14 protein-coding genes are annotated in these 13,990 nt (G+C 68.4%); 8 read left to right on the forward strand and 6 right to left on the reverse strand.

What is annotated here, in order from left to right; genetic code table 11:
* Nucleotides 1–5 precede the first annotated feature (5 nt).
* Both LQZ85_RS12655 and LQZ85_RS12660 read right to left on the reverse strand, forming a co-directional pair.
* Entirely contained in the window at nucleotides 6–476 is a 471-nt protein-coding gene (locus tag LQZ85_RS12655) for a recombinase family protein (RefSeq protein WP_056276664.1), read from the reverse strand.
* Between the two features lie 52 nt (nucleotides 477–528).
* Nucleotides 529–1,518, reverse strand: coding sequence for a malate dehydrogenase (locus LQZ85_RS12660; RefSeq protein ID WP_187248878.1), 990 nt, complete (start codon nucleotides 1,516–1,518; stop codon nucleotides 529–531).
* 50 nt (nucleotides 1,519–1,568) lie between these two features.
* Between LQZ85_RS12660 and LQZ85_RS12665 the strand changes: the two genes are divergently transcribed.
* Nucleotides 1,569–2,450: a neutral zinc metallopeptidase gene (locus LQZ85_RS12665; RefSeq protein WP_056276671.1), complete on the forward strand. Its 882-nt coding sequence runs from the start codon at nucleotides 1,569–1,571 to the stop codon at nucleotides 2,448–2,450.
* A 9-nt stretch (nucleotides 2,451–2,459) separates the two neighbouring features.
* The gene (pip, locus tag LQZ85_RS12670; protein ID WP_171821979.1) at nucleotides 2,460–3,422 is read left to right on the forward strand and encodes a prolyl aminopeptidase; all 963 of its coding nucleotides are present in this window, start codon (nucleotides 2,460–2,462) and stop codon (nucleotides 3,420–3,422) included.
* Between the two features lie 24 nt (nucleotides 3,423–3,446).
* Here pip and LQZ85_RS12675 read toward each other — a convergent pair whose 3' ends face one another.
* From LQZ85_RS12675 to LQZ85_RS12685, 3 genes are read right to left on the reverse strand one after another with little or no spacing between them, the layout of a single operon-like run.
* Nucleotides 3,447–5,201, reverse strand: a complete 1,755-nt coding sequence (locus LQZ85_RS12675) for an aldehyde dehydrogenase family protein (protein ID WP_230100961.1) — start codon at nucleotides 5,199–5,201, stop codon at nucleotides 3,447–3,449.
* A 28-nt stretch (nucleotides 5,202–5,229) separates the two neighbouring features.
* The gene (locus LQZ85_RS12680; RefSeq protein WP_230100962.1) at nucleotides 5,230–6,627 is read right to left on the reverse strand and encodes an MFS transporter; all 1,398 of its coding nucleotides are present in this window, start codon (nucleotides 6,625–6,627) and stop codon (nucleotides 5,230–5,232) included.
* Nucleotides 6,628–6,665: 38 nt separating this feature from the next.
* Nucleotides 6,666–6,929 carry a glutaredoxin domain-containing protein gene (locus LQZ85_RS12685; protein WP_053098687.1) on the reverse strand — a complete coding sequence of 88 codons (264 nt, stop codon included), beginning with the start codon at nucleotides 6,927–6,929 and terminating at the stop codon, nucleotides 6,666–6,668.
* Between the two features lie 108 nt (nucleotides 6,930–7,037).
* Between LQZ85_RS12685 and LQZ85_RS12690 the strand changes: the two genes are divergently transcribed.
* The gene (locus tag LQZ85_RS12690) at nucleotides 7,038–7,430 is read left to right on the forward strand and encodes an SIP domain-containing protein (RefSeq protein WP_056276678.1); all 393 of its coding nucleotides are present in this window, start codon (nucleotides 7,038–7,040) and stop codon (nucleotides 7,428–7,430) included.
* A gap of 49 nt (nucleotides 7,431–7,479) precedes the next feature.
* Here the strand turns inward: LQZ85_RS12690 and LQZ85_RS12695 are convergent, their stop codons facing one another.
* Nucleotides 7,480–7,941: an adenylyltransferase/cytidyltransferase family protein gene (locus LQZ85_RS12695; protein ID WP_053098689.1), complete on the reverse strand. Its 462-nt coding sequence runs from the start codon at nucleotides 7,939–7,941 to the stop codon at nucleotides 7,480–7,482.
* 162 nt (nucleotides 7,942–8,103) lie between these two features.
* Here LQZ85_RS12695 and LQZ85_RS12700 point away from each other — a divergent pair, with 162 nt between their 5' ends.
* The 5 genes from LQZ85_RS12700 to LQZ85_RS12720 all read left to right on the forward strand — a co-directional run bounded on the left by LQZ85_RS12700 (nucleotide 8,104) and on the right by LQZ85_RS12720 (nucleotide 13,947).
* Nucleotides 8,104–9,282: a glycosyltransferase gene (locus LQZ85_RS12700; RefSeq protein WP_230100963.1), complete on the forward strand. Its 1,179-nt coding sequence runs from the start codon at nucleotides 8,104–8,106 to the stop codon at nucleotides 9,280–9,282.
* A gap of 106 nt (nucleotides 9,283–9,388) precedes the next feature.
* Nucleotides 9,389–10,618, forward strand: coding sequence for a hypothetical protein (locus LQZ85_RS12705; RefSeq protein ID WP_230100964.1), 1,230 nt, complete (start codon nucleotides 9,389–9,391; stop codon nucleotides 10,616–10,618).
* Nucleotides 10,619–10,655: 37 nt separating this feature from the next.
* Nucleotides 10,656–11,981 carry a hypothetical protein gene (locus LQZ85_RS12710; RefSeq protein ID WP_056276686.1) on the forward strand — a complete coding sequence of 442 codons (1,326 nt, stop codon included), beginning with the start codon at nucleotides 10,656–10,658 and terminating at the stop codon, nucleotides 11,979–11,981.
* Nucleotides 11,982–12,042: 61 nt separating this feature from the next.
* On the forward strand, nucleotides 12,043–13,242 hold the full coding sequence (locus tag LQZ85_RS12715; protein ID WP_150115149.1) for an O-antigen ligase family protein: 1,200 nt from the start codon (nucleotides 12,043–12,045) through the stop codon (nucleotides 13,240–13,242).
* A 54-nt stretch (nucleotides 13,243–13,296) separates the two neighbouring features.
* Nucleotides 13,297–13,947: a hypothetical protein gene (locus LQZ85_RS12720; protein ID WP_056276689.1), complete on the forward strand. Its 651-nt coding sequence runs from the start codon at nucleotides 13,297–13,299 to the stop codon at nucleotides 13,945–13,947.
* Nucleotides 13,948–13,990 lie beyond the last annotated feature (43 nt).

The raw sequence follows: 13,990 nt of genomic DNA on the forward strand, positions 1-13,990 counted from the left end.
CGAGCTCAACGCGTGGCGTCGGCCAGATGACGCGCGTCGTGACTCAGCACCTTGACGATGATGCCGTGGCGACGCAGCTCCTTGGCGGTACGCGCGCCCTCTTCGGAGTCGCGGCCGAGAGCGTTGATGTTCGCCACGACCAGGACGTCACCGGGCTTCAGTGTGCTGATCAATCGCGACAGCCGATCGCTCCAGCTCTCGAGGATGTCGGGAGCGGGGTGCCGGAATCCTTCGATCGGCACCCCGAAACGCGTGAGATCGTCGCGCTGCTCGACCACCGAGGGCATGCCCTCGCGGGAGACCACGAGCCCGACCAGACGTGAACCGTCAGGGCGTGCGAGCCAGAAGTCGCGATTCTGCTGCAGTTCGGTGAAGCACTTGGGGCACTCCGCAGCCGCGTGCGGCAGATGCAGCGGGCTCGTCAGGGCCTCGTCGACGGATGCCGTCGCCTTCATGGGATCGATCGTCTCGCTCATCGCGCACCTCCGGCATCCATTCTGCCCTGCGCGGAGCCGGAGCGGTGACCTTTCAGAGCATCCCGAGGGCTGTGACCGCGTCCCGTTCCTCGACGAGCTCGGCCACCGAGGCGTCGATGCGCGTGCGGGCCCACTCGCTGACCTCGAGCCCCTCGACGATCTGCCATTCTCCGTCGACCGACCGCACGGGGAACGACGAGATCAGGCCGGCGGGCACGCCGTACTCGCCATGCGAGACCACGCCGGCCGAGGTCCAGTCGTCGGTGCCGCGCACCCAGTCGCGCACATGCTCGATCGTGGCGTTCGCGGCGGAGGCGACGGACGATGAGCCGCGCACCTCGATGATCTCGGCACCTCGCTTCGCGACCCGGGGGATGAAGGTCTGCTCGAGCCACGTGGGCACATCGCCGACGATGGCCTCGAGCGCATCCGCGACGGGCTTGCCGCCGACGGTCGCGTGCGAGACGTCGGGGAACTGCGTCGCGGAGTGATTGCCCCAGATCGGCACACGTCGCACGGTGTCGACCGGCACGGCGAGCGTCTGTGCCAGCTGGGCTCTGGCGCGATTCTCGTCGAGCCGGGTGAGCGCCGCGAATCGCTCGGCCGGAACGCCGTCCGCCGAGGCCGACGCGATCAGCGCGTTCGTGTTCGCCGGGTTGCCGACCACCGTGACCCGCACGCCATCCGCGGCATGGGCGGCGATCGCGGCACCCTGGGGGCCGAAGATGCCGGCGTTGGCCGCGAGCAGGTCTCCGCGCTCCATGCCCGGCCCGCGCGGTCTCGCGCCGACGAGCAGAGCGAGATCGCACCCGTCGAAGCCGACGGCCGGGTCGTCCGTGACCTCGACGTGCTCGAGCAGTCCGAAGGCGCCGTCCTGCAGTTCGAGGGCCGCACCCTCGGCGGCGCCGAGCCCCTGAGGGATCTCCAGCAGCCGCAGCCGTACCTTCTCGTCGGGGCCCAGCAGGTCTCCCGCGGCGATCCTGAAGAGCAGTGCGTAGCCGATCTGTCCGCCCGCACCCGTGAGCGTGATGGTGGTCGTCATGCCTCGAGCCTACGACGGTGCGAGCCCGTGGTGCAGAGTACCCTCGTGGCATGACCTTCAACCCTGACGCAGACGTCTCCGGCAACACGGCCCGCCGACGTGGCCGTGGTGCCGTCGTAGCCGGAGCGGGCGGCGTCGGCCTGCTCGGCATCATCGCCCTGATCGCCGGACCCCTGCTCGGCATCGATCTGACCGGCCTCCTGGGCGGCGGCACGACCGGTGGCGGGACGGAGCCGCAGGGGGGCAGTGTGATCGAGAACTGCCAGACCGGCGAGGATGCCAACGAGAACGTCGACTGCCGTGTCGCCGCATCCCAGCTCGCGCTCGACGGTTACTGGGAGGACTACATCGATCCGTATCGGCCGCCGCAGCTGATCGTGGTCGATGGAGCGACCTCGACCGCCTGCGGCACCGCGTCGAACGCGGTCGGTCCCTTCTACTGCCCGCCGGATGAGACGGTCTACATCGACCCCACGTTCTTCGATCTGATGGAGCAGCAGTTCGGAGCATCCGCCGGCAACCTCGCCCAGCTGTACATCGTCGGGCACGAGTGGGGACACCACATCCAGTACATCACCGGCGTCATGGACAGGTACCCGAACAACGGCACGGGGCCGGACAGCAACGGCGTGCGCGTCGAGCTGCAGGCCGACTGCTATGCGGGTGCGTGGATCGGGCAGATGACGAAGGAGAAGGACCCCGACGGGGTTCCTTACCTCCTGCCGCCGACCGAGGCGGAGCTCGAGGACGCCCTGAACGCCGCGAACACCGTCGGCGACGACAACATCCAGCAGCAGTCGTCCGGCACCGTCAATCCCGAGAGCTTCACGCACGGCACGAGTGTGCAGCGCAAGGCCTGGTTCGCCCAGGGATACACCAACGGTCTGGACGTCTGTGAGCAGCCGCTGACCGTGTCCGGCGGAGAGCTGTAGGCAGGCGCGATGGACCTGGACGCGCTGTACCCGCCCATCGAGCCCCATGAGACGGGCGAGCTGCTCGTCGGTGACGGACACCGCATGTACTGGGAGGTCAGCGGGAACCCCGAGGGCAAGCCCGTGGTCTTCCTCCACGGCGGACCGGGCAGTGGCACCTCGCCCTGGCAGCGACGATTCTTCGACCCGGAGGTCTACCGCATCGTGCTGCTCGACCAGAGGGGCTGCGGGCGCAGCACCCCGCACGCGAGTGCGCCGGACGCCGACCTCCGCTTCGTCACCACCGCGCACCTGATCGCCGACATCGAGCTGCTGCGCAAGAACCTCGGCGTCGAGCAGTGGCAGGTGTTCGGGGGATCGTGGGGTAGCGCGCTCGCACTCGCCTATGCGCAGGCTCATCCGGATGCCGTCAGCGAGCTGATCCTGCGAGGCATCTTCACCCTTCGGCGCGCAGAGCTCGAATGGTTCTACGAGGGCGGGGCCGCCGCGCTGTTCCCCGACCTGTGGGAGGAGTTCATCGCTCCGATTCCGGTGCTCGAGCGCTCGCACATGATCGAGGCCTACCACCGGCGTCTGTTCGACGCCGACCCTGCGGTGCATGGTCCGGCGGCGGTGGCCTGGTCACGGTGGGAGGCGTCGACCGTGACCCTTCGCCCGGACGCCGCGCAGATCGAGGCGATGTCAGACCCGGACACGGCTATCGCCTTCGCCCGGATCGAGAATCACTTCTTCGTGAATCGCGGATGGTGGAGCGAGGGTCAGCTGATCGACGGTGTCGACGGCATCCGCCATATCCCGACGGTCATCGTGCAGGGACGCCACGACGTGTGCACGCCGATGATGACGGCGTGGGATCTGCACGTGGCCTGGCCGGAGGCGGAGTTCGTCGTGGTCGACGACGCGGGTCACTCGGCGACGGAGCCCGGCATCCAGCGAGCGCTGCGTGCAGCGACCGACCGCTTCTCGGCCTGACGGCTCGCGGCCGCAGGGAGTGCGTCAGGCGCGCAGAGCCGCAGTCAGCGTCTTCACCAGCCGGATCAGACCGCCGTCGGCGCGGAATCGCGTGAGCCCTTCGCTGACCGTCGCCCCCGTGCGCGCGGAGACGAACCACGGCGGCTTCGGGAGGATGCTGAGGCGTCCGCCGCCATTCGCCACCGGGAGCGACCGGGGGAAGGGACGGAACGGTCCGCGGATCACCGAGCGCTCGACGCGGTCGAGCAGGAGCGCGTTGTGGACCACTCCGATGCCGCTGCCGACGTCGGCGATCGTGCTGCCGGGGAATGCTCCCCAGGTCATCGTCGGGGTGATGAAGCCGAAGGCGGTCCAGCCGTTGATCGCGATAGACCCGTAGCGCAGGGCGGCGATGGCACGGTCGAATCCGGCGCCGAGGGCCTTCTCGGTCGACGGCTCGATGAGCAGGTTCGCCCCGAGGGTCCCCTGCAGCCGGTCATTCGCATAGGCCACCGCCGAGTCGAGGAACTCCTGACCGGTTCCGGCGAGCGAGACGACGCCCAGCACCGGGGCGAAGTACTCGGTGCTCTGCAGCGCCGTGGCGTCGTCGCCGTCGGAGACCTCGACCAGCACCCTGTCGCCGAGCACGAGGGCATCAGGGTACGCGTCGGTCGCGAGGTGCATCCGCGAGGGGGAGCCCGGGTACCAGATCGGTCGTTCCGGAGCGTTCGCATAGGCGCGGCGGAGGGCCGCCCGGAAGTCATCGGCCTGCGCCCAGTCGGAGGACATGATGACGACCTGTCCGGCGATGCAGTTGTGGCCGCTGTTCTGCAGGCGCATGGTGGCGACGTGCTCGGCCTGGTACGTGAGATCGGCGTCGGTCCACTCGCCCGGCACGATGATGATGGGCGATACTCCGCCGAGCTCGGCGGTGATGGGCTTCTTCAGCAGCGGGCGGTCCTCACGGCGTCGCCGGGTGGCGGCAGCTCCGGTACCCCACACGATCGTGTCGAAGGTCGCGGCCGATCCGGTGATGTGCACGTGCGCGAGGCCGGAATGCCCGGTGAGGTAGGTGCCGACCTCGGGCCCGCCACGGGTGATGCGCAGCAGTCCTGGGCCGATGAGCGGTGCGAGCGCCCGCTTGTAGACGGGCACCAGCGCATCCTGGGTCGGATTGACCTTGAGCAGCGCCGTGCGATTGTGCGCGAGCAGTTCGTAGAGCACGTCGAGCACGGGGATCGAGGTGATGTTGCCGGCGCCGAGCACGAGCCCCACGCCCCCCGATTCCGAGGGCGTGCGCTGGGCCAGTCCGGCCGCGGCGCGTGCGCCGTTCGGGGTCACCCCGGGTTCGAGCCAGACCTCGCCCGTGTAGCCCGAGAGCAGGAACCGATCGAGGCCCGTGAGAGGGAAGGCATGCACGCGGGTGCGTCCACCCGGGGCGCGGTCGATCGTGATCCCGTCGAGCGGGTTGGTGCCGTGCGCGAGGCGCGCGAGGGTCTCGATGTAGGCGTCGAGGGCGCCGAGAACGCTGTAGGGACCGCTGAGCCATTCCTCGCCACGCAGCGGATGCCGGGCGTCGAGGCCCTTCGAGGCGGCTGCGGTGTGCGCCCAGTCCTCAGCAGCGGCGGCGACGCTCGAGCGGACGGCCCGCAGGAGCGTGACCCGCTGAGCCAGTGTCAGCGCTGCCCAGGTTCGGGTGCCGGCGTGCAGGTCCTCGATCGCGGTGTCGAGGCGAGTGCGTTCGGCCTCGCCCAGCTCGGGGCTCGCCGTCGAAGCGGCGGGCGTTGTCGCAGAAGTCATCGGCGTCTCCTTCGGACGGGATCCCAGCTTATGTCGCGTACTCCGGTCGGGTGTCGATGTCGGCGCGACGCAGACGGTAGTGGCGGAGCGTCAGCAGGCTCGCTGCCATCAGGAACGAGGGAAGGATGCTGAACGCGAGCACGATGCCCGTGATCGCGGCATCCGGTTGTGAGGCTGTGGCACCTGCGACGCTCGACACGTAGCCCGTCGCGGCGAGGGTGAGGGACACAGCGCTCGCTCCGAGCGCGAACCCGATGGTCTCTCCCGCCGTCCACACTCCCGTGAAGGTGCCCGCCTGCCCGCGCCCGCTGTGCCGCTCATCGTGCGAGATCACGTCGGGGAGCATCGCCATGGGCAGCGACTGCAGTCCGGCGTAGGCGATGCCCGCCACCGCGATCGAGCCGTACATCCATGCTCCCGGCGTCCAGACCGCGACGACGAGCGATGCGGCGGCGGTCAGGAAGACCCCGCTCGCGATCGCGAACGCCCGCTCCTTGCCCAGGCGTCGCGCCACGATCGTCCAGCCGGGCGTCGCCACCAGGGCGGGACCGACGAGCGCCAGGAAGACCAGCGTGACGGCGTCCTCCGAGCGCAGCACCCAAGTGGCCACGTACTGCGCGCCGGCGAGCATCGTGCCGGTGGCGAGCGCCTGCAGCAGGAACGTGCCGAGCAGTGCGCGGAAGGGCTGGCTGCGACGCAACGTGCGCAGGCCCGCAGCGTACTGCTCACGCAGGCCCACGGGGGCGAGGGCCTTCGGTCGGTCAGCCGCGGCCATGCTCCGCGCGGCCGCATCGGCTGTCCGCGATGCGATGAGCATGCCGATGCCGATGACCACACCGGCGACCACGCCCATCAGCAGGTATCCCGTGACGGGGTCGGCGGTCGCGCGTCTCAACTCGGGTCCGCCGGCGCCGAAGAGCAGAATGGATGCGGTGAGCACGACCACGCGCCACCCGAGCAGGCGGGTGCGCTCGTCGTACCCTGACGTCAGCTCGGCGGGCAGCGCGACGTAAGGCACCTGGAACAGGCTGAATGACGTCGCGGTGGCGAGGAACGCGAGCAGCACGCACGCCGCGCCGGCGAGGGGCCCCCACGCCGGCGGCACCGCGAAAGTCAACGCGAAGAACACGGGGAGTGTCAGAGCGCCGACGACCATGAGTCCGCGACGCGAACCGGTCTTCGCGTACTGGCGGTCCGAGGCTGCGCCGATCAGGGGGTCGATGACGACGTCCCAGATCTTCGCCGCGGTCACGATGAGACCGGCCGCGAGTGCGGCGACGCCGAGATTGTCGGTCAGGAAGTACGTCAGCACGAGCCCGGGCAGCGTGGCGTAGCCGCCTGTGCCGAGCGAGCCGATCGCGTACAGGGCGACCGTGCGAACGGGCAGGCGGACGGACGCTCGTTCGGGCCGAGCCGCGGTGCTCATCGCGCCAGTGTATCGGTGCGCGACGAGGCCGCTTCAGGTCAGATCAGGGAGAGTTCGCGGAGCTTCGACTCGACGTCCGCGTTCGACGGCTCGACGTGGTGCGAGGAATCGGGGTAGACCACGACGGGGATGTTCGTGCGACCGGAGATCTCCTTCGCGACGTCGGCCGCGGAGGGGTCGGCGACGAGGTCGACATAGGTGTACTCCACGCCGAGGGAGTCGAGCTGCTTCTTGGTGCGGATGCAGTCGCGGCACCAATCGGCACCGAACATCGTGATGGCGGAGTCTGCAGGAGAAGTCATGTATCCAGCGTAGAGCCGCTCGGCTGGGCAGGCGCCGAGACGGCGGATGCGGCGATGCGACTGATCCGCCATTGATAGATAAGGGTAACCTTACCTATACTCGGGCGTATGAACAGCGCATGCGAGCACCTCGAGGATCCGGACTGGGAGAACATCGAGGGAGTCGTGCTGATCGCGGGTGATTCGACCGATGCCGGGGCCATCGCCGCCATCGCCGCTCGCATGCCGTGGGATGCCGAGGGGGTCATCCTCATCGAGGCGGCCGCTCGCATCCAGTTCCGCCACATCGACGTGCCCGAGGGAGTGTCCGTGCGGTGGCTGCTGCGCGGTGACGGTGCCCGTCAGCATGCGAAAGGCGAGCGCCTCGCGAACGCGGTGCACTCCTGGTGCGTCGAGTGGACGTGCGCGGAGCCGGCGCTGCAATGGACGGTCTGGCTCGGTGCGCACACGCCGCCGCACGTCGCACGGATGGCGCGCAGCCTGCTCGGCGTCGCGAACTGACTGACGGCAGGGTCCGGCCCGGGCCCGCCCCGCCGTCAGTCAGGGGCAGTCAGCGCGTCGCGAGCGCAGGAGCGCCGCCGACGGTCGCGCCTGCGCTGATCGCATCGAGCGCACGACGCAGCGACGAGCTCGACGTGTGTGCGGTGTACGGGAAGTACACGACCTCGACGCCGACCTCCCCGAACTCCCTCTCGAGCCGCAGGCCCTTCTCGGTGCCCCGCCAGTCGTCGCCCTTGAAGAAGTGCGTGAACTGCACGTCTCGCCACGAATCCATCTTCGACGGCGTGGTCTCGACGTACACATCATCGACGAACGAGATGTGACGGACGATCTCCGCCCGCTCAACGGTCGGGATGACGGGCTCGATGCCCTTCACCTGCCGCAGCATCTCATCGCTGACGACACCGGCGACGAGAATGTCGCAGTGCTGCTTGGCGTGACGAAGAAGGTTGAGATGCCCGACGTGAAACAGGTCGAAAGCACCCACGGCATAGCCGATGCGCGTCCCCATGATCTCCCCAGATCAGTATTTCCCCAGAGGCGGATCCCCATCCGCCCAGCGACTCCCACAGCCGCATCCCGTCACTCTAGCAGGTCGCGGTTTCCCGACGCATAGGAACACATGGAACTATGGAGTCCGCAGTGATGCCGGTACAGGCGAAGGGGGCGGACAGTGGGGACAGCGGTCACCGTCATCGTGCCGACCTTCAACGAACGCGACAACGTCGCTGAACTGGTGGCCCGCACCGCGCTCGCGCTCGCCGCGTACGACGCCGAGATCCTGTTCGTCGACGACAGCACAGACAGCACGGCCGCCGAGGTCGAGCGGGTGGCAGCCGATGCTCCGCTGCCCGTGCGCGTGATCCACCGGGCCGACAACACCGGTGGGCTCGGGGGAGCGGTCGTCGTCGGGCTGGAGGCCGCACAGCACGATCTCTGCATCGTCATGGACGGCGACCTGCAGCATCCGCCCGAGCTGCTTCCCGTTCTCCTGGGAAGGCACGGCGAAGGCGACGCCGATCTCGTCGCCGCCTCGAGATACATCGGCGGCGGCGACACGAGCGGCTTGGGAACGGCCGTCCGCTTCGGTGTCTCCAGGGCGGCCACCTGGCTGACACGGGCGATGTTCCCGATCCGTCTCGCCCGCAGCACCGATCCGATGACCGGGTTCTTCCTCGTCGACCGGTCGCGTCTGCACCTGGCAGCCCTCAAGCCGCAGGGATTCAAGATCCTCCTCGAGATCCTCGCTCGCACGGACCTCCGCATCGCCGAGGTGCCGATGGAGTTCGGCGAGCGTCGTCACGGGACCTCCAAAGCGAGCCTGCGTCAGGGGGCGACTTTTGTCGCGCACCTGGCCAGACTCCGATTCGGCAAGATGTCGCTCTTCGCGATCATCGGAGTGATCGGCGCGGCCGCGAACCTGGGGATCATGTGGCTGCTCACCGCCGCAGGTGTTCCTTATATATGGGCCGCGATCATCGGCGCCGAGGTCACGATCATCGGCAACTTCCTCCTGCAGGAGCGGTTCGTCTTCGCAGACATGCGCACGGACGCACGCGGACTGGGCGGGCGATTCGCCGCGTCGTTCACCTTCAACAACGTCGAAGCCGCACTGCGGATCCCCGTGATGGCGCTCATGGTCGAGACCTGGCATATCTCCAGCGTGCTCGCGACGGGGCTGTCGCTCATCGTCGCCTTCTTCGCGCGATTCCTCTTCCACTCCCTCGTGGTCTACGCGCCGCAGCGGCGGGCGAAGGAGGCGACGCAGGACGGGGAGCCGAAGCCGGACACGGCGACGCTGCGCATCATACGGGCGATCGATGCCGAGGCGATGAAGCCCGGCGAGCTCTGAGCCGAAGAGCGTACGACCGGGGCCGCCGGTGCTGCGGATGGCCGCGCTCCGACGCCGGGATCGAGCGACGTCGATGGCGTGCGAGGATGTCAGGCGGGGAGGCGACATGAAGCGCAAGGCACTGGGGGCCGTGATCGCGCAGGCGGCGCAGGCGGGTATCGGTCTGCTCCTGCAGATCCTCGTCGCCCGAATGCTCGGCATCGAGGAGTACGGCCGATTCGCGATCCTGTACGGTGTGGTGATCGTCGCCACCGCTGTCGTCACCGGCCTCGTCGGCGATTCCCTCGTGGTGCTCGACCGCTCGCAGCGCCCGATCAGGGCAGGCCTCGAGGCGATGCTGCTCGCATCATCCGCGGTGCTGGCGGTCGGCTCCTTCCTGATCGCCTGGCTCACCGGATTCTCTGACGCAGCGGAATCGGCGCTGTTCGCACTTGCCCTCGCCGCGTTCGCGGTCGAGGAGATCGTCCGGCGGATGCTGATCGCGCATCTGTTGTTCATCCGCACCGCGATCACCGACGTCGCAGGATTCGTCGTCGCGCTCGCCATCATCCTCACGGTGCATGTCACGGGCACCCTGACACTCGCCGCCTTCCTCGGCGGCATCGCCGCGGGACAGATCGTCGCGACGTTCGTCGGCTGGTTCCTGTCACCTCGGAGCGACAGGCGTCTCGTGGGCCTCCGTGGTGCGGACATGGCCGCGGTCTGGCGGTACGGAATGTGGCGTGGGCTTCAGCAGGTGCTGCGCCCGAGCCTGTTCACCGTGCTGCGTCTGCTGGTGCTCGCCGGCGCCGGGCTCACCGCCGTCGGTCTGCTCGAGGCCGCTCGCACCTACACCTCTCCGCTGATCCTCGTGATAGGCGGGCTCTCGTCCTTCCTCTTCGTGCGCTTCGCCGACCAGCACAAGGCAGGCGGAAGCGGATCCGTACGCGAGGCCGACCGTGTCGTGGTCTTCCTGCTCGCAGGCACGGTGGTGATGAGCGCGATCGCCGTGGTGCTCATCCCGTGGGTGAGTCCGCTCCTGTTCGATGTCGAGGTCGACCCGCTTGCTGTGATCGCATGGCTGGCCTACGGAATGTCCGTCGCTGTCGTGACCCCGTACGGGGCGTTGGGGGCGGTCGCCGGTCGCCAGGTAGCGGTATTCGTGATCCGTCTCTCCGACACGATCCTCGCGATCGTGGCCGCGATCGTGATGATCGCGCTGGGTGCGCAACCGTCGACGCTGCCGTTCGCGCTCGCCGTCGCATCACTGCTCGGGGGTCTGGGCCTGCGTTGGCTGGTCGTCGCGGGTCGTGGCCCCGGCAGCCCGCGTGGTGACAGAGCACAGGACCGTGAATGATAGGTTTAGGCCCTGTCTTCGGCTGAGGGGGTTGGCGATGGAAGATGTCCCTTATGGACGTATCCTGCGCGAGGGATGGGTTGTCATCGTCGTACTCGCGGTACTCGGTGCCGGCATGGGGTGGTTCGTCACGAAGCTGTTGCCCGAGACGTACGCGGCCACGTCGACACTGCTGCTCCGCGTCGATTCGACCGAGGCGTCTCTCTTCGAGCGGAATCAGTTCAGCCTCGCCCGCATCAAGTCCTATCCGCCGCTGGTCGACAGCCCCGAGGTGATCGACAAGGTGCGCGCAGAACTCGACCTCGACGAGGACGAGTACACCGACCGTGACATTCGACAGATGCTGTCCGCCGAGAACACGGCCGACACGGTGCTGCTCGTGGTGCGCGCTGATGCTCCCACCGCTGAGCTCGCCACCGACATCGCCAACTCGGCCGCGACGCATCTCTCGGAGCTGATCGGCGAGACCGAGAACGACGAGGACGACGCCCGGTACACCGTGGCACTCGATCAGGTGCTTCCGGCGGTCGCTCCCCTTGCGCCGATCTCGCCTCAGGTGACCGCGATCACCGGACTCGGCGGCATCGCGGGCCTCGCGCTCGGCGCCATCATCGCGGTCTATCGCACGACGACGAACCGTCGGCTTCGGACCATCTCCGACGTGCGGCGCTCCTCGGGTCTCCCGGTCATCGGGCAGATCCCGCGGCGCAGTCGACTCCGTCCCGATGACGGCTCCGGCGCGATCGTCGCATACGAGGAGGCGGCCGGGAACCTCGTGGCGCTCGCCGGAGGGCGCATGCGAACGCATGTGCTCGTCCCCGCCTCGGACGGAGCGATCGACGACGATGCGGTCACCGGGATGCTCGAAGCGCAGCGTCTGATCGGCGCGACCGCCTGTGTCATCGATACCCGCGAGGCCCACGTTGCCGGTCATGGGCACACCCTGAACGAGGTGCTCGACGGGGCGACGATCTCGGACGATGAGGACAAGAGAGCGGTCCTCGTCGCCGCGGAGCCCATCACGCTCGAGAGGCTCGTCTCCGAGCTCCCCGAGCTGGTCAGCTCCATGCACGACAGCTTCGACGTGGTGATCGTCGTGTGCGAACCCGGCGCATCCGCGCTCATCGAACAGCTCATGGGCCCGGGCGCCGGTCTCATCATCACGGTGAGGCACAACTCGACGTCGGCGACCGACCTCGTCGCCGTGGCGACACGGTTGCGGGTCATGGGCGTCCGCCCTCTGGGCGTCGTCATGCTGCACACGGGGTCTCGGTCGCTGGGCTCGATCGCCGAGTCGTGGCGAGTCTCCGATCGCGACACCGTCGCCGCGGGCGCCGGAGGCTCGCATGCTCGCTCCGACTGATCTTCAGCGCCCGCCTCGGCAGCAGTCCGCGCACCATCCCAGCGCGGCGAGAGTGGCGGTGGTGGGGGCTCTCTATGTGCTGATCATCGTGAGCGTGATCCCCTGGCGCAGCGCGACGATCTACTCCGGCGGCGCGGATGGGGTGGTTGTCGCCAAGGCGTTCATCGCGCTTCTCGCGCTCGCCGCGACGGTCGCGCTGGCGGCGAGGACGCGCGAGCGGGTCGCCGTCGGTATCGCACCCGCGGGAGTGATCGCCGTCGCGCTGCTCGTCAGTGTTCTCGGGTCGATTCTCGCGGGCAACGACTCTGCGACGATCGTCCTCGTCGGCAGGATGTTCCTGGTGATGGCGACGATCCTCTTCCTCCTCACGACGGTGCCGTGGGTGACGAGCATCGTGTGCCTGCTCGCGGCGATGGCCTCAGTGGCCGTCGTCGCGGCGGTGACCGGACTGCCGAGCCTGGCGGCGAGCGGTCGTCTCGGTGGGGGTATCCCCGAGATCCACCCGAACGAACTCGCCGGCCTTGTGGCGGCGCCGATCGTCGGTCTCGTCATCCTCATGCTGCGCAACGGCGTGCGGGTCTGGCGGCTGCTCGCCGCCGTCCTCCTGGTCGGCATCGCCGTGGCGAGCGGATCACGCACCGGCCTGCTCGCGATCGTGGTCGGAATCGGCGTCGCAGTGGTGGTCAACGGCATCCGGGACCGCAGCGTCGTCTACCTTCTTCTCGGCGCTCTTCCACTCGGCTACGCGATCGGGTCGTTCACCGACGTCTTCGGCAGCCTCGCCACCCGAGCAGGGTCGAACGACACCTCCACCGCTCTCGACTCGCGTTTCGACGTGTGGAGGGTCGTGATCGGATGGGACTGGAGCGAATGGCAGAAGTGGATCGGCATCGGCCTCTCCGCCAAGAAGATCCCGGTCGACATCAAATGGCGTGACGAGCAGGTGCTCGACAGCAGTTGGGCCTCGCTGCTCGCCCAGACGGGGCTCATCGGCACCGCGCTGATCGGAGCGCTGATCGTGTGGTGCGTGGCGAGCGCGCTGATCTCATCTCGGCGCCGATGGCTCATCACGCCTTTGCTGACGCTGGTCATCATCCGCTCCGTCACGGAGAGCGGTCTCATCGACAGTGCGACTGCCTTCATCCTGTTCTTCGTCGTGGCCTCATTGCTCACCCATCGTTCCAGGCACGCCGATGACCCTGTCGGACCCGAATACGATCGGGTGGACGGGCGCCGGTCGCGACAGGCGAGTCTCACCTAGAATGTCGGAATATCCGTGTCGTCGACGCGGAGACCCGGCGCGGAGGAGAGACCAGTGACTGAGTCGGTCGGAGGTCCGCAGCGGCGGATGGGGTGGCGTGGATGGACGATCGTCGGCGTGGTCGCCGTGCTCCTCATCGGCGGGATCGTGTGGGGCGTGATCGCGAACAGCAACTCAGGTCAGGGGGAGCCCGGCGCGTCGACCACACCGGGGGTCACCACCACACCGGGACCGACGCCGACACCACAGCCCACCGAATTCGAGACTCCGACGCCCGGTGCCACCGACGACGTCGCGAAGCCCGGCAACGGTGAAGAGGTGCCTCTCGACGAACCCGCCCCCGCGGTCGACGGCGTGGTCGCCGAAGTCACGACGATCGAGTCGATCACCGCAGGCAACGACATCCCGGGCGAGCCCAGCGGGCCGGCGATCCAGGTGACTGTCCGCCTCACGAACGATTCGGATGCGCCCGTCGACACGGCGGGGGCGAACGTCACGCTGACCTATGGCGGGGACGACCGGCTTCCCGCGGCGGGCTTGACCGGCGAGGGCACCACAGTGTGGCCGGATTCCATCCCGGCAGGCGCCAGCGCGGATGCGATATACCAGTTTGCAGTTCCCTCTTCTCCTGACGGGGACGTGCGTGTTACTGTCGATATATTGGCCGCTGCGCCAAACGTCGTCTTCGTCGGTCCTCGACCTTAGGTCGTCACCGTCGGACGACGGATTACTGGGGAATCATCGTTCG

Origin of the sequence: Microbacterium sp. Bi98 (assembly GCF_918698045.1) — a bacterium.
Taxonomy (GTDB): domain Bacteria; phylum Actinomycetota; class Actinomycetes; order Actinomycetales; family Microbacteriaceae; genus Microbacterium.

Coding starts and splice junctions, on each gene's coding strand:
- LQZ85_RS12680 (WP_230100962.1), bottom strand. CDS start 6,627: ATGAGCACCGCGGCTCGGCCCGAACGAGCGTCCGTCCGCCTGCCCGTT.
- LQZ85_RS12685 (WP_053098687.1), bottom strand. CDS start 6,929: ATGACTTCTCCTGCAGACTCCGCCATCACGATGTTCGGTGCCGATTGG.
- LQZ85_RS12660 (WP_187248878.1), bottom strand. CDS start 1,518: ATGACGACCACCATCACGCTCACGGGTGCGGGCGGACAGATCGGCTAC.
- LQZ85_RS12690 (WP_056276678.1), top strand. CDS start 7,038: ATGAACAGCGCATGCGAGCACCTCGAGGATCCGGACTGGGAGAACATC.
- LQZ85_RS12665 (WP_056276671.1), top strand. CDS start 1,569: ATGACCTTCAACCCTGACGCAGACGTCTCCGGCAACACGGCCCGCCGA.
- LQZ85_RS12675 (WP_230100961.1), bottom strand. CDS start 5,201: ATGACTTCTGCGACAACGCCCGCCGCTTCGACGGCGAGCCCCGAGCTG.
- pip (WP_171821979.1), top strand. CDS start 2,460: ATGGACCTGGACGCGCTGTACCCGCCCATCGAGCCCCATGAGACGGGC.
- LQZ85_RS12655 (WP_056276664.1), bottom strand. CDS start 476: ATGAGCGAGACGATCGATCCCATGAAGGCGACGGCATCCGTCGACGAG.
- LQZ85_RS12710 (WP_056276686.1), top strand. CDS start 10,656: ATGGAAGATGTCCCTTATGGACGTATCCTGCGCGAGGGATGGGTTGTC.
- LQZ85_RS12705 (WP_230100964.1), top strand. CDS start 9,389: ATGAAGCGCAAGGCACTGGGGGCCGTGATCGCGCAGGCGGCGCAGGCG.
- LQZ85_RS12695 (WP_053098689.1), bottom strand. CDS start 7,941: ATGGGGACGCGCATCGGCTATGCCGTGGGTGCTTTCGACCTGTTTCAC.